At 72.2% G+C, this 25,461-nt stretch carries 20 protein-coding genes and 1 other RNA gene; 19 read left to right on the top strand and 2 right to left on the bottom strand.

Features of this window, described 5'->3' with window-relative positions:
* Positions 1 to 39: 39 nt before the first annotated feature.
* The 3 genes from LMU33_RS20595 to ssrA all read left to right on the top strand — a co-directional run bounded on the left by LMU33_RS20595 (position 40) and on the right by ssrA (position 2,209).
* On the top strand, positions 40 to 1,212 hold the full coding sequence (locus tag LMU33_RS20595) for a S41 family peptidase (RefSeq protein ID WP_228621957.1): 1,173 nt from the start codon (positions 40 to 42) through the stop codon (positions 1,210 to 1,212).
* A gap of 56 nt (positions 1,213 to 1,268) precedes the next feature.
* Positions 1,269 to 1,748, top strand: coding sequence for an SsrA-binding protein SmpB (gene smpB, locus LMU33_RS20590; RefSeq protein WP_228621956.1), 480 nt, complete (start codon positions 1,269 to 1,271; stop codon positions 1,746 to 1,748).
* 92 nt (positions 1,749 to 1,840) lie between these two features.
* Positions 1,841 to 2,209: a transfer-messenger RNA gene (gene ssrA / locus LMU33_RS20585) on the top strand.
* 63 nt (positions 2,210 to 2,272) lie between these two features.
* On the opposite strand, the gene LMU33_RS20580 is transcribed toward ssrA, so the two are convergent.
* Positions 2,273 to 3,466 (bottom strand): MFS transporter, encoded by a 1,194-nt coding sequence (locus LMU33_RS20580; protein ID WP_228621955.1) that lies wholly within the window; start codon positions 3,464 to 3,466, stop codon positions 2,273 to 2,275.
* A gap of 96 nt (positions 3,467 to 3,562) precedes the next feature.
* Here LMU33_RS20580 and LMU33_RS20575 point away from each other — a divergent pair, with 96 nt between their 5' ends.
* The 10 genes from LMU33_RS20575 to LMU33_RS20530 all read left to right on the top strand — a co-directional run bounded on the left by LMU33_RS20575 (position 3,563) and on the right by LMU33_RS20530 (position 15,479).
* On the top strand, positions 3,563 to 4,534 hold the full coding sequence (locus LMU33_RS20575) for a LysR family transcriptional regulator (RefSeq protein WP_228621954.1): 972 nt from the start codon (positions 3,563 to 3,565) through the stop codon (positions 4,532 to 4,534).
* Between the two features lie 157 nt (positions 4,535 to 4,691).
* Positions 4,692 to 6,071, top strand: a complete 1,380-nt coding sequence (locus LMU33_RS20570; protein ID WP_228621953.1) for a nitrate/nitrite transporter — start codon at positions 4,692 to 4,694, stop codon at positions 6,069 to 6,071.
* Between the two features lie 86 nt (positions 6,072 to 6,157).
* Complete coding sequence (locus LMU33_RS20565; RefSeq protein ID WP_228621952.1) at positions 6,158 to 7,315, top strand: uroporphyrinogen-III synthase; 1,158 nt, start codon at positions 6,158 to 6,160, stop codon at positions 7,313 to 7,315.
* A gap of 70 nt (positions 7,316 to 7,385) precedes the next feature.
* Complete coding sequence (locus LMU33_RS20560; RefSeq protein WP_228621951.1) at positions 7,386 to 8,129, top strand: SAM-dependent methyltransferase; 744 nt, start codon at positions 7,386 to 7,388, stop codon at positions 8,127 to 8,129.
* Positions 8,130 to 8,234: 105 nt separating this feature from the next.
* The gene (locus tag LMU33_RS20555) at positions 8,235 to 8,828 is read left to right on the top strand and encodes a CGNR zinc finger domain-containing protein (protein ID WP_228621950.1); all 594 of its coding nucleotides are present in this window, start codon (positions 8,235 to 8,237) and stop codon (positions 8,826 to 8,828) included.
* A gap of 215 nt (positions 8,829 to 9,043) precedes the next feature.
* Complete coding sequence (locus LMU33_RS20550; RefSeq protein WP_030167252.1) at positions 9,044 to 9,628, top strand: sigma-70 family RNA polymerase sigma factor; 585 nt, start codon at positions 9,044 to 9,046, stop codon at positions 9,626 to 9,628.
* A 50-nt stretch (positions 9,629 to 9,678) separates the two neighbouring features.
* Complete coding sequence (locus LMU33_RS20545) at positions 9,679 to 10,461, top strand: anti-sigma factor family protein (protein ID WP_228621949.1); 783 nt, start codon at positions 9,679 to 9,681, stop codon at positions 10,459 to 10,461.
* A 69-nt stretch (positions 10,462 to 10,530) separates the two neighbouring features.
* A complete protein-coding gene (locus tag LMU33_RS20540; protein WP_228621948.1) occupies positions 10,531 to 12,909 on the top strand; it encodes a HelD family protein in 2,379 nt (792 codons plus the stop codon).
* Positions 12,910 to 13,298: 389 nt separating this feature from the next.
* Positions 13,299 to 14,714 (top strand): NAD-dependent malic enzyme, encoded by a 1,416-nt coding sequence (locus tag LMU33_RS20535; RefSeq protein ID WP_228621947.1) that lies wholly within the window; start codon positions 13,299 to 13,301, stop codon positions 14,712 to 14,714.
* Positions 14,715 to 15,197: 483 nt separating this feature from the next.
* The gene (locus LMU33_RS20530) at positions 15,198 to 15,479 is read left to right on the top strand and encodes an HU family DNA-binding protein (protein WP_023550134.1); all 282 of its coding nucleotides are present in this window, start codon (positions 15,198 to 15,200) and stop codon (positions 15,477 to 15,479) included.
* A 117-nt stretch (positions 15,480 to 15,596) separates the two neighbouring features.
* Here LMU33_RS20530 and murA read toward each other — a convergent pair whose 3' ends face one another.
* Positions 15,597 to 16,937: a UDP-N-acetylglucosamine 1-carboxyvinyltransferase gene (murA, locus tag LMU33_RS20525; RefSeq protein WP_228621946.1), complete on the bottom strand. Its 1,341-nt coding sequence runs from the start codon at positions 16,935 to 16,937 to the stop codon at positions 15,597 to 15,599.
* Positions 16,938 to 17,215: 278 nt separating this feature from the next.
* Between murA and LMU33_RS20520 the strand changes: the two genes are divergently transcribed.
* The 6 genes from LMU33_RS20520 to LMU33_RS20495 all read left to right on the top strand — a co-directional run bounded on the left by LMU33_RS20520 (position 17,216) and on the right by LMU33_RS20495 (position 25,435).
* Positions 17,216 to 17,788: a YqgE/AlgH family protein gene (locus tag LMU33_RS20520; RefSeq protein ID WP_055707730.1), complete on the top strand. Its 573-nt coding sequence runs from the start codon at positions 17,216 to 17,218 to the stop codon at positions 17,786 to 17,788.
* 29 nt (positions 17,789 to 17,817) lie between these two features.
* The gene (locus LMU33_RS20515) at positions 17,818 to 18,096 is read left to right on the top strand and encodes a DUF3039 domain-containing protein (RefSeq protein ID WP_069780555.1); all 279 of its coding nucleotides are present in this window, start codon (positions 17,818 to 17,820) and stop codon (positions 18,094 to 18,096) included.
* A 219-nt stretch (positions 18,097 to 18,315) separates the two neighbouring features.
* Positions 18,316 to 19,986 (top strand): beta-N-acetylhexosaminidase, encoded by a 1,671-nt coding sequence (locus LMU33_RS20510; RefSeq protein WP_228621945.1) that lies wholly within the window; start codon positions 18,316 to 18,318, stop codon positions 19,984 to 19,986.
* A gap of 258 nt (positions 19,987 to 20,244) precedes the next feature.
* On the top strand, positions 20,245 to 21,138 hold the full coding sequence (locus LMU33_RS20505; RefSeq protein WP_228621944.1) for an FAD binding domain-containing protein: 894 nt from the start codon (positions 20,245 to 20,247) through the stop codon (positions 21,136 to 21,138).
* Positions 21,135 to 23,129 (top strand): 2Fe-2S iron-sulfur cluster-binding protein, encoded by a 1,995-nt coding sequence (locus LMU33_RS20500; protein ID WP_228621943.1) that lies wholly within the window; start codon positions 21,135 to 21,137, stop codon positions 23,127 to 23,129. The genes LMU33_RS20505 and LMU33_RS20500 overlap by 4 nt, the downstream gene beginning before the upstream one ends.
* On the top strand, positions 23,126 to 25,435 hold the full coding sequence (locus LMU33_RS20495; RefSeq protein ID WP_228621942.1) for a xanthine dehydrogenase family protein molybdopterin-binding subunit: 2,310 nt from the start codon (positions 23,126 to 23,128) through the stop codon (positions 25,433 to 25,435). The genes LMU33_RS20500 and LMU33_RS20495 overlap by 4 nt, the downstream gene beginning before the upstream one ends.
* The last annotated feature ends 26 nt before the right edge of the window (positions 25,436 to 25,461 follow it).

Here is a 25,461-nt window from a genome sequence, read left to right as displayed (position 1 = left end):
CCTAGACTCACCGCCATGTCAGGCCGAGGACTCCCCGCCATGCCAGGCCGAGACCTGTTCTGCCGGCCCCGCCGCATCAGCCGCGGGGCCGCCCTGACACTGGTCTTCGCCGGCGTCCTGGTCACCGGCGCCGCCACCGGCTCCTTCCCGGAGCCGGACGCCACCGCACGCAGGCCCGTCACCGGGCCGACGGGTACGGCCACGAGCCACGAGGACGTCCAGAAGGCCGCCGCCGAGGCGATGGCCGACGGCAAGTCCCCGATGGAGGCCGCCGAGCGGGCCGTCAGCCGCAGCGGGGACCGCTGGGGCGCGGTGTACACCGAGGGCGAGTACCAGGAGTTCCAGGAGTCCCTCGACGGCCGCTACACCGGCGTCGGCCTGTGGGCGCGGCGCGAGCGGGACGGCCGGATCGAGGTGACCAGGGTGCAGCCGGGCTCGCCGGCCGCCGAGGCGGGGATCCGCAAGGGCGACCGGCTGCGCAGCGTCGACGGCAGCAAGGTCGACGGCCGGCCGGTCACCGAGGTGGTCTCCTTACTGCGCGGCGACGCCGACGACGCGGCCGCGGGCACGCCCGTCACCCTGGGCCTGCAGCGCGGCACGCGCGCGTGGACCGAGACCCTGCACCGGGCCAGCCTGTCCACCGACTCCGTGACCGTGCGCCGGCTGCCCGGCGGGGTCACCGTCATCGGGATCGCCGCGTTCACCAAGGGCTCCGGCAACGCCGTCCGCGCCGCGGTACGGCAGGCCCCGGCCGACGACGGGATCGTCCTCGACCTGCGCGGCAACTCCGGCGGCCTGGTCACCGAGGCGGTGGACACCGCCTCCGCCTTCCTCGACGGCGGCCTGGTCGCCACCTACGACGTCGACGGCGCCCAGCGCTCCCTGCACGCCGACCCCGGCGGCGACACCACCCGGCCCCTGGTCACGCTGGTCGACGGCGGCACGATGAGCGCGGCCGAGATGCTCACCGGGGCCCTGCAGGACCGGGGCCGCGCGGTGGTGATCGGCTCGCGCACCTTCGGCAAGGGCTCCATCCAGATGCCGAGCGAGCTGCCCGACGGCTCGGTGGCCGAGCTGACCGTCGGCCACTACCGCACTCCTTCCGGCCACGCGGTCGATGCCCGGGGCATCACCCCCGATCTCGACGCGAGCCCCGGGGAGGCCCTGCCCCGGGCCGAGACGGTCCTCACCGGCCTGGGTGACCCCTCGTAGCCACTCGTAATCAGCTGTACTCACACCCCCGGTGTGGTGCCAAAATGGTCAGCACTATGGCTAAGGAAAAAGGGCGCAAGCTGATCGCGCAGAACAAGAAGGCGCGGCACGACTACCACATCCTCGACACCTACGAGGCCGGGCTGGTCCTCATGGGCACCGAGGTGAAGTCGCTGCGCCAGGGACGGGCCTCGCTGGTCGACGGCTTCGTGCAGCTGGACGGTCACGAGGCGTGGCTGCACAACGTGCACGTCCCCGAGTACAGCCAGGGCACCTGGACCAACCACAGCGCCCGCCGCAAGCGCAAGCTGCTGCTGCACCGCGTGGAGATCGACAAGCTGGAGTCCAAGTCCCAGGAGACGGGTCACACGATCGTGCCCCTCGCCCTGTACTTCAAGGACGGCCGCGCCAAGATCGAGATCGCGCTCGCCAGGGGCAAGAAGGAGTACGACAAGCGCCAGACCCTGCGCGAGAAGCAGGACCGGCGCGAGGCGGACCGCGCGATGTCGGCGGCGCGCCGGAAGCAGCGGGGCTAGCGGGAATACGCTGGCACCGACCTGCGTTGTTCCCGTACGATGGCACCAGCACCGGACGTCAGCGCCTGGTGTGAACCTTGAGAAATCAACATGGGGATGATCGGTTTCGACAGCGGCTGTCGAAGCAGGGGAAGCGTGTCGAGGAAGCGGCCATGATCTCGTAAACCACAGGCCGAAAAAAATAATCGCCAACACCAAGCGCGATTCCTTCGCCCTCGCTGCCTAAGTAGCGACTTGCGAAGTGTCAGCCCGGGGCTGTTCCCGACCCGGATCCTGGCATCAGCTAGGGAACTAAACCTTGATCCCGGTCACGGGGTGAAGAGGGAAACCAAACAGTGACTGAGCCCGTCGGCGACTTGTTCGCGTGATCGCCGGGGCCGAGAAAAGCGAAGCGAACTGCACACGGAGAAGCCCTGGTTCCGCACCGTTGGACGCGGGTTCGATTCCCGCCATCTCCACCAAACCCCTCCGGGGGTTACCCCATGTGGGCAACGGCCCCGTCGCTTCTAGCGGCGGGGCCGTTGTCATTCCCCGCGCGGCGGCACCCCGCCGACGCGGGTGAGCGAAGCCAACCCGAGGGCGACGGTGGCGCCGGCCGCCGGTACGACGTACGCGGAGACCGGCGACAAGTGCTCCGCCACCCAGCCCCCCACCGCCGAACCGCAGGCGATCCCCGTCAGCAGCCCCGTCACCACCAGGCTCATCCCCTCGTTCAGACGGGCGGCCGGGGTGCGCCGCTGCACCAGTGTCATGGCCGTCACCATCGTCGGCGCCGTGGCCATTCCCGCCACCAGCAGCGCCCCCGCCAGCACCCACAGCGAACCGGCGAGGCCCGCGGCCGCCCACGGCAGCGTCATCAGGACGGCCATGCCCGCCAGGCAGTGCCCCAGCCGCACTCCCGTCGGCCTCAGCGCGCCGTACAGCAGCCCCGCCGCGCACGACCCCGCCGCCTGCAGGGCGAGCACCGCACCGGCCGCCGCACGGTGACCCTGTGCGTCGGCGTACGCGATCGTGACGACCTCCATCGAGCCGAACACCGCCCCGGTCGCGGTGAAACAGGCCAGCAACGGCGGGATGCCCGGGCTGCGCAGCGGCGAGGGCGCCTGTGAGCGGGCCCGCGGCGGCGGCTCGGTGGCCCGCTGCGCGGTGAACAGCAGCACGCCGGCGAGCAGCAGCACCGCGCCGGTGAGTGTGCCCGCCTCCGGGAAGAGGGCGCCGGTGAGGAAGGAGGCCAGCACCGGGCCGAGCATGAAGCACAGCTCGTCGGCGGCCTGTTCGAAGGAGTTCGCGGTGTGCAGCGCGCCCGGGTCGTCGCGCAGCAGATGGGCCCAGCGGGCGCGGGACAGGCCGCCGATGTTCGGGGTGGCCGCGGTGAGCGCGTAGGCGGCGAACAGGGTCCAGCCGGGGGCGTCGTAGCGGACGCACAGCAGCAGCACGAGGCTGCCGAGCACGGAGACGAGCGTGGCCGGTACGGCGACCCGGGCCTGCCCGTGCCGGTCGACGAGCCGGGCGATCCAGGGCCCGGCCAGCGCGGTCGCCGCGAGACCGGTCGCGGTGACGGCACCGGCCAGGGCGTACGAGCCCCGCGAACCGGCGATCATCACGACGGCGCTCACGCTGAACATGCCCATGGGCAGCCGGGCGAGAAGGTTGCCGGTGGTGAAGGCGCGGGCGCCGGGGAGGCCGAGGAGGCGGCGGTAGCCGCTGGTTGTGGACATGACCGAGGACATGGACTCACCCTCGCCCCGAGTGGATCACGGGGTCCAACACCTTCTCGGTGCCGATTCACGCACCTGTGTTGTAAGTTCACGGGCATGTCCGTCCCCGCCGGCATAGACCCCCGCCTCCTGCGCGCCTTCGTCGCCGTGGCCGAGGAACTGCACTTCACCCGCGCCGCGGCCCGCCTGTACGTCGCCCAGCAGGCGCTCAGCCGGGACATACGGCGGCTGGAGCGGGAGCTGGGCGCCGAGCTGTTCGTGCGGACCACCCGGCAGGTGACGCCGACCGCGGACGGCGAGCGTCTGCTGCCGCACGCCCGGCGGGTCCTCGCCGCCCAGGACGACCTGCTCGCCGCCTTCGCCGCCGGCCGGTCCCGCCCGCTGCTGGTGGACCTCAACTCACCGGGCCTGGCCACCGGCCGCCGGGTGCTGCACCGGGCCCGTGAACTCGCCCCGGACTGCGAGCTGATGGCCCGCTACGAGAGCGGCCTGACCGGGGCCGCCGCCGAACTGCTGGCCGGCCGGCTGGACGTCTCCTTCGGCCGTTTCGCCGGCCTGGACCCGGCGCTGCGCTCCGGTCTGCAGCAGCAGCCGGTGCGCTACGAGCCGATGGCCGTCGTACTGCCCGAGGACCATCCGCTGGCCGCCCGCGCCGAGGTGCCGCTGTCCGAGCTGGTCGGCGAGACCGTGTACGCCGGCGCCGGGAACCCGCGCACCCTGGAGTGGACCGACCTGGCGAACCGGCTCTTCGAGGGGCGGGGCATCCGGCTCGCCGCGCCGCTGCCGCTGGCCGTCGGGGACGAGGAGTTCGAACGGATCATGGCCAAGACCCGGCATCCGGTGCTGGCCGTGGTCGACTTCCCGGCCATGCCCCACACCGTCCGCCGCCCGCTCGTCGGCCCCGTCCCGCTGTCGCCGGTCTCCCTGGTGTGGCGGAAGGGGCTGGTCCATCCGGGGCTGGAGGCGCTTCGGCGGGCGGCGGCCGAGCTCGCGGCGGGGGAGGGGTGGCTGCGGCGGCCGGCCGGGGGATGGATTCCGTCTGTCGACGCCGCTGTCATGCAGCCCTGAGCGGCCCTCACCGGCCGCCCCCGCGCCGAGTGAGAGCAACGTTCCCTTCCGGTCACCCACAGCCACAGGCAGGAAACGCGCCCTCCCTACCTTCGGGCTGAGCCGGTCGATGGCAGGTCGACGGCGGACCGAGCAGCCGGAGCCCCGTGGAGGCGTGATGACAGCCCCAGCCCCAACAGCCCCAACCCGTCGCAGTGGCCGCTGGATCGAACGCTGGGACCCGGAGGACGAGGGATTCTGGACGGCGACCGGGGAGCGGATCGCCAACCGGAACCTGTGGTTCTCGGTCCTCTCGGAGCACGTCGGCTTCTCGGTCTGGACCCTGTGGTCCGTCCTCGTCCTGTTCATGGGCCCGGAGTACGGCCTCACGCCCGCCGACAAGTTCCTGCTGACCTCGATGGTCACCCTCGTCGGTGCGGTCGTACGCGTTCCCTACACCTTCGCCGTGGCCGTGTTCGGCGGCCGCAACTGGACGATCATCTCGGCGAGCCTGCTGCTCATCCCGACGATCGCGGCCTTCGCGGTCATGACACCGGGCACGTCCTTCGACACGTTCCTCGTCGTCGGCCTGCTCGCCGGCATCGGCGGCGGCAACTTCGCCTCCTCCATGACCAACATCAACGCCTTCTTCCCGCTGAAGAAGAAGGGCTGGGCGCTCGGCCTGAACGCGGGCGGCGGCAACATCGGCGTGCCCGTCATCCAGCTCGTCGCCCTCGCGGTCATCGGCGCGAGCGGCGGCCCGCGGGTCCTGCTGGGCATCTACATCCCGCTGATCGTCGTGGCCGCCGTTCTGGCCGCTCTCTTCATGGACAACCTCGCTTCCGTGAAGAACGACACCGGCGCGGCAAAGGACGCCGCGAAGGACGGCCACACCTGGATCATGTCCTTCCTCTACGTCGGCACCTTCGGCTCCTTCATCGGCTACAGCTTCGCCTTCGGCCAGGTCCTGACGATCCAGTTCGGCCGCACCCCGCTCCAGGCGGCGTACCTGACCTTCATCGGCCCGCTGCTCGGCTCCCTGATCCGCCCCCTCGGCGGCCGGCTCGCCGACCGTTTCGGCGGCGCCCGCATCACCCTGTGGAACTACGTCGCCATGGCCGCCGCCACCGGCGTCCTGATCGCCGCGAGCCTGCAGAAGTCGCTGCCGCTGTTCGTGTCCGTCTTCGTCGTCCTGTTCGTGCTCAGCGGGCTCGGCAACGGCTCGACGTACAAGATGATCCCCGGCATCTTCCAGGCGAAGGCCCTGGCCAAGGGCCTGGAGGGGGAGGCCGCGGCGGCTTACGGCCGTCGGCTGTCCGGCGCCTCCATGGGCTTGATCGGCGCGGTCGGCGCGCTCGGCGGAGTCGGCATCAACCTCGCCTTCCGCCAGTCCTTCCTGTCCTACGGCAGTGGCACCGGAGCGTTCGTCGCCTTCCTCGCCTTCTACGGGCTCTGCTTCGCCGTGACGTGGGCCGTATACCTTCGCCGCCCGGCGCAACAGGCCGTGCCGGTGGCGGCTTCGGAGACAAAGGCGCAGCTCAGCTACGCCGAAGTGTGACGTAACACCGGCGCAATCAAGCCGAACCGAGCCTGTCACGCGCCGTTGACAGGCTCGATTCGCGCGCCGGCCAGCTAGGAGAGCCCATGTACGAAGAGCAGCAACTCGGAGCCGTCGAGCACGGTCCGCTCGCGGGATTCACCGTGGGCGTCACCGCCGCGCGCCGGGCCGACGAGCTGGGCGCCCTGCTCCAGCGGCGCGGTGCCGCCGTCCTGCACGCACCGGCCCTGCGCATCGTGCCGCTCGCCGACGACGGCGAACTCCTCGCCGCGACCAAGGAGATCATCGACCAGGTGCCCGACGTGGTCGTGGCCACCACGGCGATCGGCTTCCGGGGCTGGATAGAGGCCGCCGACGGCTGGGGCCTCGGCGAGCAGCTGCTCGGCGGGTTGCGCGGTACCGAACTCCTGGCCAGGGGGCCGAAGGTCAAGGGCGCGATCCGCGCGGCCGGGCTGACGGAGGAGTGGTCGCCCTCCTCGGAGTCCCTTGCCGAAGTCCTGGACCGCTTGCTGGAGGAGGGCGTCGACGGCCGCCGCATCGCCGTACAGCTGCACGGCGAACCGCTCCCGGGCTTCGTGGAGTCCCTGCGGGCCGGGGGAGCGGAGGTGGTCCCGGTCCCGGTGTACCGCTGGATGCCCCCGGAGGACATCACCCCGCTGGACCGCCTCCTGGACGCGACGGTCTCCCGATCCCTGGACGCCCTCACCTTCACCAGCGCCCCCGCGGCCGCCTCGCTGCTCTCCCGGGCGGAGGAGCGGGGCCTGCTCACCGACCTGCTGTCGGCCCTCGCCCACGACGTCCTCCCGGCCTGCGTGGGCCCGGTCACGGCGATCCCCCTCCAGGTCCAGGGCGTGGACACGATCCAGCCGGAACGCTTCCGCCTGGGCCCCCTGGTCCAGCTCCTGTGCCAGGAACTGCCCGGCCGGTCGAGGGCGTTGCCGATCGCCGGACACCGGGTGGAGATCCGGGGCCACGCGGTCCTGGTCGACGGCGTCCTCAAGCCGGTCCCCCCGGCCGGCATGTCCCTGCTCCGGGCCCTGTCCCGTCGCCCCGGCTGGGTGGTGCCCCGGGCGGACCTCCTGCGCGCCCTGCCGGGCGCGGGCCGCGACGAACACGCCGTGGAGACGGCGATGGCGAGACTCCGCACGGCCCTTGGCGCCCCCAAGCTGATCCAGACGGTGGTCAAGCGCGGCTACCGCCTGGCCCTGGACCCGGCGACGGACGCGAAGTACGCGGACGCGTAGGCGACTTGGGCGGAGGCGCAGGCGCCGTAAAGGGGGCGCGTGTCGCCCCGGCCGTTGGCACGCTGCACCGGTGAAGCGTGAACAGATGTCCCGGATCGCCCATCGCGGCCACCCGATCAAGTCCCCGCTCGGCGACGACTCGGTGCGGCGCCTGCTGGAGCGCGGTCTTGCGAGGGGCGACGAGCGGGTGCTCGACCTCGGTTGCGGCCCGGGGGAATGGCTTCTGCGGGCCCTGGCGCTGCGGCCGGGCGTGCGTGCCGAGGGTGTGGACGTCTCCGAGGACGCCCTGTCCCAGGCCCCCGCCGCGGCGGGTGACCTCGGCGTCCGGGACCGGCTCGTCCTACACCACCGGAAGGCCGAGGAGTTCGTGTCGGCGGAGCCGTTCGACGTGATCCTCAGCTTCGGTGCCGCGCACGCCTTCGGCGGTCTGCTCCCCACGCTCGCCGCGGCCCGCAGCCACCTCGCTCCCGGCGGCCGGGTCCTGATCGGCGACGGGTTCTGGGAACGGCCCCCCTCGCGGGAGGCCGTCGAGATGCTCGGTGACTTCACCGACCTGGCGACCACCATGGACCGTGTCGCCGCCGCCGGCTGGACTCCCGTCGACGGTCACATCAGCACGCGCCAGGAGCTGGACGACTACGAATGGGCCTGCTGGGGTGCGCTGGCCGCATGGGCCCTGGACCACCCGGACGATCCGGACAGCGCTCAGGTGCCCGAGACCGCCACGGCCCGCCGCACCGAGTGGCTGCGCGTCTACCGGGACTCCTTCGGCTTCCTGTCCCTGGTCCTGCGCCGGACCCCCGGCTCCGCCTGAACAGGGGTACGAGGGGTTCCGGCCGGGCGTCCGGGCGGGCACTGTGAAGAGGAGAGGCCCACAGAGAAGAGCCCCCACGCTTCCTGCCTAGGCGGTGACAGGCACATGGCACTGGGTACGGCGCCCCCCGCGTACGAGCCACGGTTCGACGCCGGACGGATCTGTCTCGATCTCCTCGCCACCACGCATCCGGTCGAACGGCTGGACGGCGTCGAGGCGTTGCGCGCGTGGATCGGCGGGGTGGGGCTCGTGCCCGGGGGGACGGCGCTCGGACACGCCGACGCCTCCTGGCTCGTCGCGTTCCGGGAACTGCGCGCCCACATCGGGACGTTGGTGCGCGACCCGCGTGCGCCGGACACACCGTCGTACGAGAGCGCGCTCCGGCGGGTCAACGAGGCCGCGTACGCCTCGACCCCCGTCCCGCGTGCCGTACGCGGTGCGGACGGCGCACTCACAAGGGAGTTGGCCGGCCCGCCGGCCTGCGCCGCTCTGCTCGCGCTGGTCGCGCGGGACGCCGTGGAGCTGCTCACCGATCCCGTCGCCCGGGCCGCCGTACGGGAGTGTGAAGGGGACAACTGTCCGCTCGTGTACCTCGACACCTCCCGGGGGCGGCGTCGGCGGTGGTGTTCCAGTGAGGTGTGCGGGAACCGGGAGCGGGTGGCCCGGCACCGGCGGCGGGCCGCGCTCGCGAGGGCGTGATCTTCGTAACACCGGGTTTGGGTGCCTCGTACACGGGAATTGAGAGCCGCCCCGGCAATGTGCCGGAATTGTAAAGATCGGGCGGGAGGAATGTGCTCGCATGTCCCTGTCGTCACGTCAGCCACGAGAAACTGTGCCCTCCGTTTGAACGCCGGGCCCCTTCCTTCCGTACGGGTGGGCGAGCGACCGACTGGGGGAACCCCCGGACACCGGAGGTGGGCGTGCGCAAGGATGCGGCCGTGGCCAATGAACGTGGATCGAGGGCCCGACATCGCATGTCCTCACAGCCCTCGGAACCGGATGAGGAGCTGATGCGTGCGCTGTATCGAGAGCACGCCGGACCCCTGCTCGCGTATGTCCTCCGGCTGGTCGCCGGTGATCGGCAGCGCGCCGAGGACGTCGTGCAGGAAACGCTCATCCGTGCCTGGAAGAACGCCGGTCAGCTCAATCGGGCGACCGGTTCGGTACGCCCCTGGCTGGTGACGGTCGCGCGCCGCATCGTCATCGACGGCCACCGCAGCCGGCAGGCCCGGCCGCAGGAGGTCGATCCGTCGCCGCTGGAGGTCATCCCCGCGGAGGACGAGATCGACAAGGCGCTGTGGCTGATGACGCTGTCGGACGCGCTCGACGACCTGACCCCGGCCCACCGGGAGGTGCTCGTCGAGACGTACTTCAAGGGGCGTACGGTCAATGAGGCGGCCGAGACGCTGGGGATACCCAGCGGCACGGTGCGGTCTCGGGTTTTCTACGCCCTGCGATCGATGAAGCTGGCACTGGAGGAGCGGGGGGTGACGGCGTGATGAGCAGTGGTTACGGGGGAATGCAGGGATTCGGTGCAGGTGGTCCGGGTATGTCTGGACCCATGAGCCCCCAATCGGGATCTTCCGTGCCGAGCGAGCACGAGACCGTCGGCGCCTATGCCCTCGGGATTCTCGACGACGCCGAGGCAACCGCTTTCGAGGCCCACCTCGCCGGCTGCGAGTGGTGCGCCCAGCAGCTCGACGAGCTGGCCGGGATGGAACCGATGCTGGCCGCGCTCGCGGACCTGCCGGGCTCCGGCAGCACCCCCGCGATCGGCGAGTCGCTGTCCGCCAAGCCCAGCCCGCGGATCGTGGAGAAGCTGGTCGACGAGGTCGCGGAGAAGCGTGCCCAGAAGCGCCGGCGCAGCTTCTACATGATCGCTGCGGCCGCCGCGCTGATCATCGCCGGACCGCTGGCCGCGGTGGCGGTCAACGGCGGCTCGGGCGGGAGCGGGGGCCAGGTCACCGCGTCCTCGGCGCAGACGACCTTCGAGGCCATGCCCGACAAGAAGTCGGCCACGGACCCGTCGTCGCAGATCAGCGCCACCGTCGCGATGGCCCAGAAGGACTGGGGCACTCAGGCGGTCCTGGAGCTGAAGAACGCCACGGGTCCGATCAAGTGCTCCCTGGTGCTCGTCGCGAAGAACGGGCAGCGCGTGACGATGTCCTCCTGGTCCGTACCGGACACCGGCTACGGCATCCCGAACGGCAAGACGCCGGAGTCCAAGAAGCCGCTCTACATCGGCGGCGCGGCGGCCTTCAAGCCCAACGAGATCGACCACTTCGAGGTCGTGACCTTCCAGGGCAAGAAGCTGGTTCAGGTGAACGCGTAGCTGCCGTAGCTTCGACGGGCCCCCTTCGCGTACGGTTGACGGCTGCCCAGCACGTCAGAAGGGGGCCCGGTGGCCGCTCAGGTTCAGCAGTCCGCGGTCGGCTCGGTACACGACGCACACGATTCCGTCCGCGACCGAGAGATCAGCGTCGAACAGGAACACCTGGACCGGGTGTACCGGCGTCTCGAGGAGAAGATCCACGAGGCCGAGTTCCTGATGAACGACGCGGCCAAGCGCGGCCAGGTCGGCACCCCGGGCGCGCTGGCCGAGCGGGACGCGCAGGTCTTCCGGGCCGGTATCCATCTGAACCGGCTCAACAACGAGTTCGAGGACTTTCTCTTCGGGCGCATCGACCTGCTGCTCGGCAAGGACGGCAAGAAGGGGCCCGACGGGGCCTACACCGCCGTGGAGCCCGCCGAAGGCGCCGTGCGGGACGACAACACCGCCGACATCGCCGAAACCCTGCACATCGGGCGCATCGGCGTGCTCGACGAGGACTACGCGCCGCTGGTCATCGACTGGCGGGCGCCCGCCGCCGCACCCTTCTACCGGGCCACTCCGGTGGACCCCGGGCGGGTCGTACGGCGCCGGGTCATCCGGTCCAAGGGGCGCCGGGTGCTCGGCGTCGAGGACGATCTGATGCGGCCCGAGCTGACCGCCCGCCTCGACGGCCGTGAGCTGCCCGTGATCGGTGACGGCGCCCTCATGGCCGCCCTGGGCCAGGCCCGCAGCCACACCATGCGGGACATCGTCTCCTCCATCCAGGCCGAGCAGGACCTGGTCATCCGCGCCCCCGCCGCCTCCATCACCTACGTGGAGGGCGGCCCGGGCACCGGCAAGACCGCCGTCGCCCTGCACCGCGCCGCCTACCTGCTCTACCAGGACAGACGCCGGTACGCGGGCGGCATCCTGATCGTCTCCCCGACCCCGCTGCTCGTGGCCTACACCGAGGGCGTGCTGCCCTCGCTCGGCGAGGAGGGCCAGGTCGCGATCCGCGCGATCGGCTCGCTCGTCGACGGCGTCGAGGCCACGCTGTACGACTCCCCGTCCGTGGCCCGCGCCAAGGGCTCGTACCGGATGCTGAAGGTGCTGCGGAAGGCCGCCCGGGGCGCCCTGGAGCTGGGGCCCGCCCCCCGGCCCGCCGCTGCCGAGGACGCCGCGCCGCAGGCGTTCGACGGCCCGCCGTCCCGCCTGCGCGTCGTCGCCTTCGGACGCCGGCTGGAGCTGGAGGCGGAGGAGCTGGAACGTATCCGCCGCACCGCCCTCGGCGGCACCGCGCCCGTCAACCTGCTGCGCCCCCGCGCCCGCAAGCTGCTGCTGGACGCGCTGTGGGCCAAGTCGGGATCGGCCGCCCGGCACACCGACCCCGAGCTGGCCGCCGAGCTGCGCTCCTCCTTCGACGAGGACGTCACGTCCGAGGACTCCTTCATCGCCTTCCTCGACTCCTGGTGGCCCGAGCTCACCCCGAAGGCCGTGCTCGCCGCCATGGCCGACGACAGGCGGCTCGGCCGCTGGGCCCGCCGGATCCTCAACCCCGGCGAGATCCGCAAGGTCGCCCGCTCGCTCCAGCGGGACGGCTGGTCGGTGCACGACATCGCCATGCTGGACGAACTCCAGGCGATCCTCGGCGCTCCGGCCCGCCCGAAGAAGCGGCGCGAGGTCGATCCGCTGGACCAGCTCACCGGCCTGGAGGAGCTGATGCCGGTGCGCGAGGAGTCGCAGCGCGAGCGGGCCGAGCGCCTCGCCCAGGAGCGCACCGAGTACGCGCACGTCATCGTGGACGAGGCGCAGGACCTGACGCCGATGCAGTGGCGCATGGTCGGCCGCCGTGGCCGGCACGCCACCTGGACCGTGGTCGGCGACCCGGCCCAGTCCTCCTGGTCCGACCCGGACGAGGCGGCCGAGGCCCGCGACGAGGCCCTGGGCACCCGGCCCCGGCGCCGCTTCGAGCTGACGGTGAACTACCGCAACCCCGCCGAGATCGCCGAGCTGGCCGCCAAGGTGCTCGCGCTCGCCATGCCCGGCTCCGAGGCGCCCAGCGCGGTGCGGTCCACCGGGGTCGAGCCGCGTTTCGTGAGAACGAACGTCGAGCACGGCACGGTCGTACGGCAGTCGCTGGCGCGGACCGTGCGGGCCGAGGCCGAGCGGCTGCTGGAGCGGGTGGACGGCACGGTCGGCGTGGTCGTCGCGATGAACCGGCGCGAGGAGGCCCGGCGCTGGCTGGCCGGGCTCGGTGACCGGGTCGTCGCGCTCGGCAGCCTGGAGGCCAAGGGGCTGGAGTACGACGCGACGGTGGTCGTCTCGCCCGCGGAGATCGCCGACGAGTCGCCGGCCGGGCTGCGCGTGCTCTACGTGGCGCTGACCCGGGCCACCCAGCAGCTGACGGTGGTGTCGGGGGAGCGGGACGAGCCGGACGCGGCCGGGGTGCCGGACCTGCTGCGGGACTGAGTTTCCTGTGAACCTCCCGTACGGGAATGGCCCCGGCGCGCCGGTTTGTTAGCCTTGGTGTGGCACCGGCCCGATCCAAGCCCCCGGGCCCAACCTTTGTCCCTGCGAGGGACCACTTGCCGCGAGGCGAGCATGGCGGGTCGGTGTCATGAGCGTGAGGGAGACCCACATCACGGACGTGATGTGGGTCTCTTTCTTTGCCCTGCACGCCCCTTTTCCCACCTGTTTGTTTCTCGTATGGTGGAAGTGGTTTTCCGAAAATGCGCGGCAACCAGGCACCGCTCATGAACACAACGTCCGCAATCCAGGGCGACTACCGCGTACTCCGCGGTAGGTGCGACGATCGGACGGCACAACTCGCGACACGGTGAAAGCAGAGGAAGTCGGCCATGGCAACGGCGCCCAGCGTCTCCTACTCGATGACCATCCGGCTGGAGGTGCCCGCGAGCGGAACCGCCGTCTCGCAGCTCACCACCGCGGTGGAGTCCTCCGGAGGCTCGGTGACCGGCCTCGACGTCACCGCGTCCGGCCACGAGAAGCTCCGTATCGACGTCACCATCGCGGCCACCTCCACGGCCCACGCCGAGGAGATCGTCGAGAAGCTGCGCGGGATCGAGGGCGTCACCCTCGGCAAGGTCTCCGACCGTACGTTCCTGATGCACCTCGGCGGCAAGATCGAGATGGCGTCGAAGCACCCCATCCGCAACCGTGACGACCTGTCCATGGTCTACACCCCGGGTGTGGCCCGTGTCTGCATGGCGATCGCCGAGAACCCCGAGGACGCCCGCCGCCTCACCATCAAGCGCAACTCCGTTGCGGTCGTGACGGACGGCTCCGCCGTGCTGGGCCTCGGCAACATCGGCCCGAAGGCGGCGCTGCCGGTCATGGAGGGCAAGGCGGCCCTGTTCAAGCGCTTCGCCGGCATCGACGCCTGGCCGATCTGCCTGGACACCCAGGACACGGACGCGATCGTGGAGATCGTCAAGGCGATCGCCCCCGGCTTCGCCGGCATCAACCTGGAGGACATCTCCGCGCCGCGCTGCTTCGAGATCGAGGCCCGGCTGCGCGAGGCGCTCGACATCCCCGTCTTCCACGACGACCAGCACGGCACCGCCATCGTCGTCCTCGCCGCCCTGACCAACGCACTTCGCGTCACCGACAAGGCGATCGAGAACATCCGGGTCGTGATGTCCGGCGCCGGCGCGGCCGGTACGGCCATCCTCAAGCTGCTGCTCGCCGCCGGCGTGAAGAACGCCGTCGTCGCCGACATCCACGGTGTCGTCCACTCCGGCCGCGAGGACCTGGTGAACGCCCCGGCCGACTCGCCGCTGCGCTGGATCGCCGACAACACCAACCCCGAGGGCCTCACCGGCACCCTCAAGGAGGCCGTGCGCGACGCCGACGTGTTCATCGGGGTCTCCGCGCCGAACGTCCTCGACGGCGACGACGTGGCCGCCATGGCCGACGGCGCCATCGTGTTCGCGCTCGCGAACCCCGACCCCGAGGTGGACCCTGCAATCGCCCGTCAGACGGCGGCCGTTGTGGCCACCGGCCGCTCCGACTTCCCGAACCAGATCAACAACGTGCTGGTCTTCCCGGGTGTCTTCCGCGGCCTGCTGGACGCCCAGTCCCGCACCGTCAACACCGAGATGATGCTGGCGGCGGCGAAGGCCCTCGCCGACGTGGTCAGCCAGGACGAGCTGAACCCGAACTACATCATCCCGAGCGTCTTCAACGACAAGGTCGCGGGCGCCGTCGCCGGAGCGGTCCGCGAGGCCGCGAAGGCGGCCGGGGCCACGGCCTAGGGCCTGTCGTCAAACGTCCTCCCCAGCCCCGCGACGTCATGCGCCGAGAGCACGGACCTGACGCCGCAGGGCCCGGCCGTACCGCTTCGGCCGTGGCGTGCGGAGGATCCGGCCCGGGCGGGCCGAGGCCGTGGTCCGGGCGCCGCCGCTCCCGTCCGGGTGAAGGCGAAGCGGCGGCCGGGCGTCGGTCCGGTGACGGCGTGCCGTACTGTGCAGGGCCTGTGAGGATCACCACGGCGGCCCGTGCACCGGCGCGTCGTGGAACCAGCCGATGCCGGGCGCACTCTAGGGTGACGCCGAGCAGGCGCTTTTCGTGTGACTCCCCAGGGTGTTCTCACGACTCCTACGGGTGCCGGATTGGCTTTACCGCCGCAGGTAGGGGCAGGATGCGTCCCTGGGCGCGAGCGCATCGGCATCGCAGTGCCTCGGGCGGATCCGTCGCGTGGCACACCCCAACGGCAAGAAAAACACGGGAGTAACAACATGAACCGCAGTGAGCTGGTGGCCGCGCTGGCCGACCGCGCCGAGGTGACCCGCAAGGACGCCGACGCTGTGCTGGCCGCGTTCGCCGAGACCGTCGGCGAGATCGTCGCCAAGGGCGACGAGAAGGTCACCATCCCCGGCTTCCTGACCTTCGAGCGCACCCACCGTGCCGCCCGCACCGCGCGCAACCCGCAGACCGGCGAGCCGATCAACATCCCCGCCGGCTACAGCGTGAAGGTCACCGCGGGCAGCAAGCTGAAGGAAGCCGCCAAGGGCAAGTGACCCTGTCGTTCGTACGTCACGGGACGACGTACGGTGCGTTCTGACGCACGATGACGTCAAAGGGGCGGCCCTCCTTCACCGGAGGGCCGCCCCTTCGTCGTACGGCGCGGGAACCCGTCAGCCGAGCGCCTTGCCCGGCAGCTCCACCTTCGCGCCCAGTTCCACGAGCTTCTCCATGAAGTTCTCGTAGCCGCGGTTGATCAGCTCGATGCCGTGGACGCGGGAGGTGCCCTCGGCCGCCAGGGCCGCGATCAGGTACGAGAAGCCGCCGCGCAGGTCGGGGATGACCAGGTCGGCGCCCTGGAGCCGGGTGGGTCCGGAGACGACCGCGGAGTGCAGGAAGTTGCGCTGGCCGAAGCGGCAGTCGGAGCCGCCCAGGCACTCGCGGTAGAGCTGGATGTGGGCGCCCATCTGGTTGAGGGCCGAGGTGAAGCCCAGACGGGACTCGTAGACCGTCTCGTGGATGATGGACAGGCCCGTGGCCTGGGTCAGGGCCACCACCAGCGGCTGCTGCCAGTCGGTCTGGAAACCGGGGTGTACGTCCGTCTCCAGCGCGATGGACTTCAACTGGCCGCCGGGGTGCCAGAAACGGATGCCCTCGTCGTCGATCTCGAAGGCCCCGCCCACCTTGCGGTAGGTGTTCAGGAACGTCATCATCGACCGCTGCTGGGCGCCGTGGACGTAGATGTTGCCGTTGGTCGCGAGCGCGGCGGAAGCCCAGGAGGCGGCCTCCAGGCGGTCCGGGAGGGCGCGGTGGGCGTAACCGCCGAGCCGCTCCACACCGGTGATGCGGATCGTGCGGTCGGTGTCCATCGCGATGATCGCGCCCATCTTCTGCAGGACGCAGATCAGGTCCTCGATCTCCGGCTCGACGGCCGCGTTGGACAACTCCGTTACGCCCTCGGCGAGTACGGCCGTCAGCAGCACCTGCTCGGTCGCGCCGACGGACGGGTACGGCAGCCGGATCTTAGTACCGCGCAGGCCCTTCGGGGCCTCCAGGTACTGCCCGTCCGCGCGCTTCTCGATGGTCGCGCCGAACTGCCGCAGCACGTCGAAGTGGAAGTCGATGGGCCGGCCGCCGATGTCGCAGCCGCCGAGACCGGGGATGAACGCGTGGCCGAGGCGGTGCAGCAGCGGGCCGCAGAACAGGATCGGGATACGGCTGGAGCCCGCGTGGGCATCGATGTCAGCCACGTTGGCGCTCTCGACGTGCGTGGGGTCGAGCACCAGCTCGCCGGGCTCCTCCCCGGGCCGGACCGTCACCCCGTGCAGCTGCAGCAGGCCGCGGACGACCCGCACGTCACGGATGTCGGGAACGTTGCGCAGGCGGCTCGGCGCGCTGCCCAGCAGGGCGGCGACCATGGCCTTCGGTACGAGGTTCTTCGCACCGCGGACACGGATCTCGCCCTCCAGCGGGGTTCCGCCGTGGACAAGCAGGACATCGTCGTTGACGGTCATGTATCTCGCGTTCCGATGAGTTGGTCAGGGGGCGGCCGATCACTGTTGCGCGGGGGCCGGGAGAGACAGGGTAATCGCCGATCACCCCCCTCCCGTAAGTCCAAGGACCGCCCAGTCGCGTCATAGCTGTGTCACAACACGAACCGTGCGCTATCGGGCACATGGGGTCACCGGTCCGGGCAGTGCGCCCGGGGCGCTTCCGTGCTCCCTGAGCTGCGTTCACTCCCGCACCCCGATTGGCTCCCCACCGGAGGGGAAGATGCGGGATCATGTCTGGCATGACCGAGGTGTCCTCGCTCACAGGGCGGCTGCTCGTGGCCACTCCCGCCCTGGCGGACCCGAACTTCGACCGCGCGGTGGTGCTCCTTCTCGACCACGACGAGGAGGGTTCCCTCGGCGTCGTCCTCAACCGCCCCACCCCGGTGGACGTGGGCGACATCCTGGAAGGCTGGGCCGACCTCACCGGTGAGCCCGGCGTGGTTTTCCAGGGCGGCCCCGTCTCGCTGGACTCCGCGCTCGGCGTCGCGGTCATCCCGGGCGGTGCGAACGGCGACCTCGCCCCGCTCGGCTGGCGCAGGGTGCACGGCGCGATCGGTCTGGTCGACCTGGAGGCCCCGCCGGAACTGCTCGCCTCGGCCCTCGGTTCCCTGCGGATCTTCGCCGGATACGCCGGCTGGGGGCCCGGCCAGCTGGAGGACGAGCTCGTCGAGGGTGCCTGGTACGTGGTCGAGTCCGAACCCGGGGACGTCTCCTCACCGGCCCCGGAGAGGCTCTGGCGCGAGGTGCTGCGCCGCCAGCGCAACGAACTGGCGATGGTGGCCACGTATCCGGACGACCCGTCGCTCAACTGATAGCTGTGCGCTTCAGTACCCTGGGGCTTATGAGCACTCTCGAGCCCGAGCGCGGGACTGGTACGGGGACCCTCGTAGAGCCGACGCCACAGGTGTCCCACGGCGACGGCGACCACGAGCGCTTCGCCCACTACGTCCAGAAGGACAAGATCATGGCGAGCGCCCTCGACGGCACCCCCGTCGTGGCGCTGTGCGGCAAGGTCTGGGTGCCGGGCCGCGACCCGAAGAAGTACCCCGTGTGCCCCATGTGCAAGGAGATCTACGAGTCCATGGGCAGCGGCGGCGAGGACAAGGGCGGCGACAAGTAGGGGTCCGTCCGCGTACGGGAGGCCCCCGGTGTGTGCCTGCGCGCATGCCGGGGTCTTCGTGTTCTCCGGCCGTGAGTGGTCTCTGGTCGTGGGCGTTCTCCGCCGCGAGTGGTCTCTGGCCATGAGTGGTCAAGACCTGTAGCCTCCGTCGCAGTTGTACGCAGTGGAACGGCCGTTGCACTCCGTGCAACGTGCGTGGCGGAGGTGCGACGGAGCGGCATGAGCGACAAACCCCTCTTCCCGGAACCGGATGCGGCGCTGGTCCCCGCGCCGAACAGCGTGTCGGCCTCGCTGCCCGGCGGCGGCACCGGCTTCGTCATCGACGCGGACACCGAGATCGACGCCACCGAGGGCACCGAGAGGGTCGCGCGCTGGCTGCGCACGACCGTCGGCGCGGCGACCGGACTGCCGCTGGCCCCGCACAGCGACAGCGGCTCCCGCGTCCTGCTGCGGATCAACCCCTCGCTCGAGGAGGAACTCGGCAGCCCGGAGGCCTATCAGCTGTGCGCCGACGGCTACCTCGTCTGCATCGACGGCGCGAGCGAGGCCGGCCTGTTCTGGGGCGCCCAGACCTTCCGTCAGCTGCTCGGTCCGGAGGCCTTCCGGCGCGCCCCCGTCGGCGGCCGCACCGAGTGGGAGTTCCCGGCCGTCACCATCCGCGACGCCCCCCGTTTCGGCTGGCGCGGTCTACTCCTCGACGTGGCGCGGCACTTCATGCCGAAGGAAGGCGTGCTGCGCTATCTCGACCTGATGGCGGCCCACAAACTCAACGTCTTCCATTTCCATCTGACCGACGACCAGGGCTGGCGGATCGAGATCAAGCGGTATCCGAAGCTGACCGAAACCGCCTCCTGGCGGGCACGGTCGAAATTCGGTCACCGGGCCTCCCCGCTGTGGGAGGAGAAACCACACGGTGGTTACTACACCCAGGACGACATCCGGGAGATCGTCGCCTACGCCGCCGAGCGGCATATCACCGTCGTCCCGGAAATCGACGTACCTGGCCATTCGCAGGCCGCCATCGCCGCGTACCCGGAACTCGGCAACACCGACGTCATCGACACCACCGCCCTCACCGTCTGGGACAACTGGGGGATCTCCGCCAACGTACTCGCCCCCACTGACACCACCCTGCGCTTCTACGAGGGGGTGTTCGAGGAGGTCCTGGAGCTGTTCCCCTCGCACTTCGTCCACGTCGGCGGCGACGAATGCCGCAAGGAGCAGTGGACGGAGTCGGTGACGGCCAAGACCCGGATCGCGGAACTCGCTCTCGCCGACGAGGACGAGCTGCAGTCGTGGTTCATCGGGCACTTCGACGCCTGGCTCGCCGCGCGCGGGCGCCGGCTCATCGGCTGGGACGAGATCCTGGAGGGCGGGCTGGCGAAGGGCGCCGCGGTGTCGTCCTGGCGCGGTTACGGCGGCGGGATCGCGGCCGCGCGGGCCGGCCACGACGTCGTCATGTGCCCCGAGCAGTACGTGTATCTGGACCACCGTCAGGCCCCGGGCGAGGACGAACCGGTGCCGATCGGCTTCGTGCGCACCCTGGAGGACGTCTACCGGTTCGAGCCCGTCCCGGACGGGCTCACCGAGGACGAGGCCCGGCATGTGCTGGGCACTCAGGCCAACGTCTGGACCGAGGTGCTGGAGGACACCGCGCGCGTGGACTACCAGACCTTCCCCCGGCTCGCGGCCTTCGCCGAGGTGGCCTGGAGCCGGCTGCCCGCCCCCGCGGAACGGGACTTCGCCGGCTTCGAACGCCGTATGACCGCCCATTACGCGCGACTTGACGCCCTCGGTGTCGGCTACCGGCCGCCCACCGGACCCCGGCCGTGGCAGAAACGCCCCGGTGTGCCCGGTCGCCCGATCGAGGGACCGCCGTCGAACAGGTGAGCGTCCGGTCCGGCCGGTCGTATCGAACGAGTGCTGGAAAACCGCGCCAAGAGTCACCGAAGAGTGTCAATCGGTGTGCACCGGTGATGCCGTGCGAAAACGGACCATCTCCGCGATGAGGTGGGCGAATGCCTCCTAAGGGACCCCCGTCTTCGCCCCTTGCGAAGATGTGCCAGAGTTGCCACGTCCGCCCTGTGAGCACGTACCGTACGGCCACACAGGTGGGACCAGGTGGGGCAGCGGGAAGGGGCAGCCGGTTTGACCACGCACGCACCGCAGGCGGAGCAGGCCGTCACGCTGCCCACGACGCTGGACGAGGCCGTGGCGGCCCTCGCGGCCATGCCCACCGCCGTGCCCGTCGCGGGCGGCACCGACCTGATGGCCGCCGTCAACTCCGGCCAGCTCAGGCCCGCCGCCCTGGTGGGTCTCGGGCGGATCAGCGAGATCCGCGGCTGGCAGTACCAGGACGGCCACGCGCTGCTCGGCGCGGGCCTCACACACGCGCGCATGGGCCGCCCCGACTTCGCGGCCCTGATCCCGGCGCTCGCCGCCGCAGCGCGCGCCGCGGGCCCGCCGCACATCCGCAACGCGGGCACCCTGGGCGGCAACATCGCCTCGGCCGCCCCCACCGGCGACGCGCTGCCGGTGCTGGCCGCCCTGGAGGCGACGCTGATCATCGCGGGCCCGGGCGGAGCCCGCCGGGAGATCCCGGTGTCGCACCTGCTGGCCGGCATGGAGATGCTGCGCGGCGGCGAACTCATCGGCTACGTGCGCGTGCCGCTGCTGCACGCCCCGCAGGTCTTCCTGAAGGCGACCGGACGCACCGGCCCGGGCCGTGCGCTGGCCTCCGTGGCCCTGGTCCTCGACCCCGCCCGGCGCGGAGTGCGGTGCGCCGTCGGTGCCATAGCGCCGATGCCGCTCAGGCCCCTGGAGGCCGAGCAGTGGGTCGCCCAGCTGATCGACTGGGACAACGACCGCGCGCTTGTCCCGGAGGCCCTGAACGCCTTCGGGGAGTACGTCGCCGCGGCCTGCATCCCGGACCCGGCGCCGGAGGCCGACGGCTCGGTGGCCCCGCTTCCGCCCGCCGTACTGCACCTGCGGCGCACCGTCGCCGCACTGGCCCGACGAGCACTGGGGAGGGCGCTGTCGTGACCGACGACCAGCACGGACAGGGCACGCCCCAGGGCGGCGGACGCTGGGACCCGCTGCCCCAGGGCGACTACGACGACGGCGCCACCGCCTTCGTCAAGCTCCCCGAGGGCGGCATCGACGCCCTGCTGTCCGGCGACAGCCCGCTGGCCGCGCCGGGCCACGGCTATGTGCCGCCGCGGATAGCGGTCGCCCCCGGCACCGGCGAGCCCGCCGCGACCGGCACCTGGACCGCGCCCGCGGGCGGCGCCGAGTGGCCCGACCCGAACGCCACGCCCCAGACGCAGGCCGCGGACGACCGGTTCACCTACAACCCCGGCGCGACCCAGCACTGGACCTTCGAGGAGCCCGCCGCCCCGGCCGCGCCCGGCCACGACGTCACCGGGCAGTGGTCGATCCCGGTCGCCGGTGGCGATCTTCCGGACGAGTCCGGCGAGTTCACCACGTCGTCCCTGGTCGAGCAGTGGGGCGGCACCCCGCCGGCCACTCTGCCCGGCGGCGCGCCCGCGCCCTGGGCGACGGAGGAGGCGGCCCGCCCCTGGGACCGGCCCGCCGAGCCCGACCACCCCGACGCCCGTCCGGCGGGCGGTCCGGCCGCACCCCGCTACGCACCCGCACCGGACGAGCGGTACGGGCAGGTCCCGGGCGACCGCGCCCCGGCCGCTCGCGAGGGGACCGGAGCAGGAGAACCCGGGCATGGGGGCGCCGGGCATCAGCCGGCCGGGCACGGCGACGGCCGCCGGGCCGAGGCCCCCGAGGCGCACGTCGAGGCTCGCCGCGCCGAAGCCGGCCACCGCGGCGCCGACGAGTCCGCCGAGCCTGCCGAGTTCCCCGAGTCCCCGGAGCCGGCGCGGCCCGGCGCGCGGACCGCGTTCCCGCAGCAGCGGGCCGAGTCGACGGCGGGACCGGCACCGGGCAGGGACGGCCGCGGCCCCGCGGAGGCCCCTGGGCGCCCCGCTGACGGCCCAGTAGGCCGAACGGGTCCCCAAGGCCGCACGGCCCCCGCCGGAGCCCCACAGGCGGCCACAGGGCTCAGCACACCCACGAGCCCCGACGCGGCGCCCGCCGACCGCACGGCGCCTCGGACCCCGGCCCCCGCAGCCGTCCCGGAGCACGCCGCCGACGCGCCCGAGGCCGCAGTGGGCGCACCCGGGGCGGACGACGCGCCCGAGGACACCGCGGCCCAGCCACAGGAAGCCGCCGCCGGGGGACACGCGGAGCACACCGCCCCCCTCCCGCCGCACGACGACCACCCGCTGGCCTCCTACGTCCTGCGCGTCAACGGCGCCGACCGGCCCGTCACCGACGCCTGGATCGGCGAGTCGCTGCTGTACGTCCTGCGGGAGCGGCTCGGGCTCGCGGGCGCCAAGGACGGCTGCTCGCAGGGCGAGTGCGGCGCCTGCAACGTCCAGGTCGACGGCCGCCTGGTGGCCTCCTGCCTGGTCCCGGCGGTCACCGCCGCCGGCAGCGAGGTGCGTACGGTCGAGGGCCTGGCCGTCGACGGACAGTCCTCCGACGTGCAGCGCGCGCTCGCCCGCTGCGGTGCCGTGCAGTGCGGTTTCTGCGTGCCCGGCATGGCGATGACCCTGCACGACCTGCTGGAGGGCAACCCCGCGCCGACCGAGCTGGAGACCCGGCAGGCGCTGTGCGGCAACCTGTGCCGCTGCTCCGGCTACCGGGGCGTCCTGGAAGCCGTCCAGGAGGTCGTCGCAGAACGCGAGGCCGCGCACGCCGCAGACGTCGAGACGGACGCGGACGGGGCCCGTATTCCCCACCAGGCGGGCCCCGGGGCCGGCGGGGTCAACCCGTCGGCGTTCGAGGCCCCGGGCGCGTTCGACACGCCGCAGGCCGCTCCCGGCGGCTACGGCGACACGCCGCCCTACGGCACGGACACGCCGCCGTACGGCACGCCCGACCCGTACGGCACGCCCGACCCGTACGGCACCTCTGGACCGCACGACCCGCACTACGGCCAGGACGGAGGCCAGGCGTGAGCAACGAAGCCGCCACGGCGACCACCGCCACGGAACCCGCCCCCGAGGCCGAGCCGCTGCCGCACGGCATCGGCGCCTCCCTGCCGCACGCCGACGCCCGCGCCAAGACCGAGGGCACCTTCCCGTACGCCGCCGACCTGTGGGCCGAGGGCCTGCTGTGGGCGGCCGTCCTGCGCTCCCCGCACGCGCACGCGCGCATCGTGTCCATCGACACCAGCCACGCGCGCGAGATGCCCGGCGTACGGGCCGTCGTCACGCACGAGGACGTGCCCGGCACCCCGCGCCACGGCCGGGGCACTCCTGACCGGCCGGTGTTCGCCTCGGAGGTCGTACGCCACCACGGCGAGCCCATCGCGGCCGTCGCCGCCGACCATCCGGACACCGCGCGGATGGCCGCGGCGGCCGTCATCGTCGAGTACGAAGTACTCGACCCGGTCGTCGACCCCGAGCAGGCCTTCGAGGCCGAGCCGCTGCACCCCGACGGCAACCTGATCCGGCACATCCCGCTGCACCACGGCGACCCGTCGGCGGTCGGCGAGGTCGTCGTGGAGGGCCAGTACCGCATAGGGCGCCAGGACCCGGCCCCGATCGGCGCCGAGGCGGGCCTCGCCGTGCCGCGGCCCGACGGCGGCGTGGAGCTGTACCTGGCCTCCACCGACCCGCACACCGACCGCAACACCGCCGCGGCCTGCTACGGCCTGTCCCCGGATCGGGTGAAGATCGTCGTCACCGGGGTGCCGGGCGCCACCGCCGACCGCGAGGACCAGGGCTTCCAGCTCCCGCTCGGCCTGCTCGCCCTGAAGACCGGCTGCCCGGTGAAGCTCACCGCGACCCGCGAGGAGTCCTTCCTCGGCCACACCCACCGCCATCCGACGCTGCTCCGGTACCGCCACCACGCGGACGCCGAGGGCAAGCTGGTGAAGGTGGAGGCGCAGATCCTGCTGGACGGGGGCGCGTACGCCGACACCTCCTCCGACGCCCTGGCCGCAGCCGTCTCCTTCGCATGCGGCCCGTACGTCGTCCCGAACGCCTTCATCGAGGGCTGGGCCGTGCGCACCAACAACCCGCCCTCCGGCCATGTGCGCGGCGAGGGTGCGATGCAGGTGTGCGCCGCCTACGAGGCCCAGATGGACAAGCTGGCGAAGAAGCTGGGCCTGGACCCGGCCGAGTTGCGCCTGCGCAACGTCCTCGCGACCGGCGATGTCCTCCCGATCGGCCAGACGGTGACCTGCCCCGCCCCGGTGGCCGAACTCCTGCAGGCGGTGCGGGACTTCCCGCTCCCGGCCCTGCCCAAGGACACGCCCGAGGAGGAGTGGCTGCTGCCCGGCGGACCCGAGGGCGCGGGCGAACCCGGCGCGGTGCGCCGGGGCGTCGGCTACGGCCTGGGCATGGTGCACATGCTCGGCGCGGAGGGCGCCGACGAGGTGTCCACGGCGACGGTCAAGGTCCACGACGGCGTCGCGACCGTCCTCTGCGCCGCCGTCGAGACCGGCCAGGGCTTCACCACCCTCGCCCGGCAGATCGTCCAGGAGACCCTCGGCATCGAGGAAGTCCACGTGGCGCCGGTGGACACCGACCAGCCCCCGGCCGGCGCGGGCTGCCGCGGCCGCCACACCTGGGTGTCGGGCGGCGCGGTGGAGCGCGCGGCGAAGATGGTCCGCACCCAGCTCCTGCAGCCGCTCGCGCACAAGTTCGGCATGTCGACGGAGCTGCTCCAGATCACCGACGGCAAGATCACGTCGTACGACGGTGTGCTGTCGACCACCGTCACCGAGGCGCTGGACGGCAAGGAGCTGTGGGCCACCGCGCAGTGCCGACCGCATCCCACGGAGCCGCTGAACGCCTCCGGCCAGGGCGACGCCTTCGTGGGCCTGGCCTTCTGCGCGATCCGCGCGGTGGTGGACGTCGACATCGAGCTGGGCTCGGTGCGCGTGGTGGAGCTGGCGGTCGCCCAGGACGTGGGCCGGATCCTCAACCCCACGCAGCTGGCCGCCCGTATCGAGGCGGGCGTGACCCAGGGTGTCGGCATCGCGCTCACCGAGAACCTGCGCACCCCGCGCGGCCTGATCCGCCACCCCGACCTGACCGGATACGCCCTGCCGACCGCGCTGGACGCCCCGGACATCCGGATCGTCAGACTGGTCGAGGAACGGGACGTGGTCGCCCCCTTCGGGGCCAAGTCCGTCAGCGCGGTCCCGGTCGTGACGGCACCGGCCGCGGTCGCCTCCGCGGTCCGCGCGGCCACCGGCCGCCCGGTCAACCGGCTCCCCATCCGCCCGCAGGCGGCGGTGGTGACGGACCAGTAAGCCGGTCGTGACGGGGCCCGGCACGG

Source organism: Streptomyces barringtoniae, from assembly GCF_020819595.1.
Lineage (GTDB): Bacteria > Actinomycetota > Actinomycetes > Streptomycetales > Streptomycetaceae > Streptomyces > Streptomyces barringtoniae.
This window is presented reverse-complemented; position numbering and strand designations above follow the sequence as displayed.